Annotated in this window: 3 protein-coding genes; all 3 read right to left on the minus strand. The window is 76.5% G+C overall.

Going from position 1 to position 2,020, the window contains the following annotated elements:
- Positions 1–414 (minus strand): SDR family NAD(P)-dependent oxidoreductase (locus M8C17_RS31700; protein ID WP_374559814.1); only part of this gene is annotated, 414 nt, incomplete at its 3' end.
- Positions 411–1,817: a D-glycero-beta-D-manno-heptose 1-phosphate adenylyltransferase gene (rfaE2, locus tag M8C17_RS31705; RefSeq protein ID WP_252420472.1), complete on the minus strand. Its 1,407-nt coding sequence runs from the start codon at positions 1,815–1,817 to the stop codon at positions 411–413. The genes rfaE2 and M8C17_RS31700, both read right to left, overlap by 4 nt.
- Positions 1,814–2,020, minus strand: a 207-nt coding sequence (locus M8C17_RS31710) for a hypothetical protein (RefSeq protein WP_252420473.1), incomplete at its 5' end; no start/stop codon positions are given. The genes M8C17_RS31710 and rfaE2, both read right to left, overlap by 4 nt.

The following is a 2,020-nucleotide window of genomic DNA, read 5'->3' on the forward strand; positions in this document are numbered from 1 at the left end:
GCTGACCGCCTTGACACCCAAGGTCGAGGCGACGGTGACCACGGTGCCGTGTGAGCGTTCCAGCCATGGCAGGGCGGCGCGGATGACGGCGGCGGTGGCCAGCAGGTCGACGGCGATGATGCGGTCCCAGGTCTCACCCGGTACGTCGGCGAGTCGGCCCGGCACGTCCATACCGGCGGCGGTGACGACCGCGTCCAGCCCGCCGGCCTGCTCGGCGAGATGCCGGGTGGCGGCCTCGGCGGTTCGGGTGTCGGCCAGGTCGCACCGTACCCACGGCACCCCGTCGGCCGGCTCCTGCCGGTCCAGCACGTACGGCCGCCCGCCGGCCTTGGTCACCGCGGCCACCACGGCCGCGCCCAGTCCACTGGACCCGCCGGTGACGAGCACCGCCGATCCGTTCAGATCCCTGCTCATGCTGCTCCCTTGACGAGGTGTCCGCCACGCGAACGCGCGGCGGTGATGGTCGCGGTGGTCGACCGGCCGTCCAGGTAGGGCACGGTCACCACCCGGCCGCCCCAGCTGCGGATCAGCTCGGCCTCGGGCAGCTCCGGCGCGCCGTTCCCGGCGTAGTCGCCGCCCTTGACCCAGATGTCCGGCCGGAGCCGGGTGAGCACCCGGTGCGGGGTGGACTCCTCGAAGACCACCACCGCGTCGACGCAGTCCAGCGCGGCCAGCAGCCGGGCCCGGTCGGCCTCGGTGTTGATCGGCCGGCCCGGTCCCTTGAGGGCCCGTACGCTGCGGTCGGAGTTGAGGCAGACCACCAGGGCGTCGCCGAGCCGGCGGGCCGCCTGCAGGGTCGCCAGGTGCCCCGCGTGCAGGATGTCGAAGCAGCCCCCGGTTGCCACGACGGTCCCACCGGCCGCCCGGACCCGTGCCACCACCTCAGCGGCCGTACCGGCCGGGTTCTCCGGGGCCGGCTGGTCGTCGTGCAGCCCGGCGGCACCCCCGGCGGCGACGTACGCCGACGCGGCGGCGACGGCCTCCCGCACCGCATCCGAGATCAGCGCACCGCCGGCGAGCGCGGTCGCGGCGGTCGCGGCGAAGCGGTCCCCGGCGCCGCAGGTGTCCCGTATCTGCTCCACACTGGTCTCGGGTGTCACCACCAGCGGGGTGGTCCCGGGGTGGCAGAGCACCGCGCCGTCCGCGCCGGTGGTCACGGCCACCGCACCGGCCCGCCAGCGTCGGCGTAGCTCGTGCCCGGCCCGGGTCGCCGTGGACAGCGGTGACCCGCCGCCGGCGTCGCCGGTGAGCTGCCGCAGCTCGGCCAGGTTCGGGGTGACCAGCCGGGTGCCCGGCACCGCGGCCGGCCCGCGCGGGTGCGGATCCCAGACCACCGGCCCCGCCACCTCGCCCAGCGCTGCCCGCAGCGTCGGCTGCCGCAGCAGGCCACGGCCGTAGTCGCTGGCCAGGACCGCGCCCGCCCCGCGCAGCGCGTCCAGCGCGGCCGCTGGCGGTTCGGCCGGCGCCTGTGGAGCACCGCCCCGGTCGAGTCGCAGCAGGGTCTGCCCGTCGGCGCGCAGCCGGATCTTCTCCGGCGTCGCGCCGGGCAGTCGGAGGGGGTAGAGCGTCACCCCGGCGACGGTCAGCAGGTCGGCCAGCCGGGCTCCGCCCGCGTCGTCGGCAAGGGCGGTCACCAGCACCACCTCGGTGCCCTGCGCGGCGGCGAGCAGCGCCGCGAGGCCGGCGCCGCCGGGCCGGTCGATGGCTGCGGTCTCGTCGAGCACCGGTACCGGAGCGTCCGGGCAGAGGCGGTTCACCGCCCCGGTCACGTCCCGGTCCAGCAGTGCGTCGCCGACCACCACCAGTGGGCCGCTCACGATCCACCCCCGTCGCCGTCTCCGGCCACCTGCCCGCCGTGCCCGTTCGCGCTGTGTCCGTTCGCGCTGTGTCCGTTGGCGCCGTTCGGATTGACGGCGCCGGCGGTGGCCAGGGCACGCCAGTTCGCCGGCCGGTGGGCGGCAGGTGCGAACGGTGGGTTCATCCGGGGCAGGTCCCGCACGAGCGGCAGCGCCTGCTCCAC

Origin of the sequence: Micromonospora sp. RHAY321 (assembly GCF_023896955.1) — a bacterium.
Lineage (GTDB): Bacteria > Actinomycetota > Actinomycetes > Mycobacteriales > Micromonosporaceae > Micromonospora.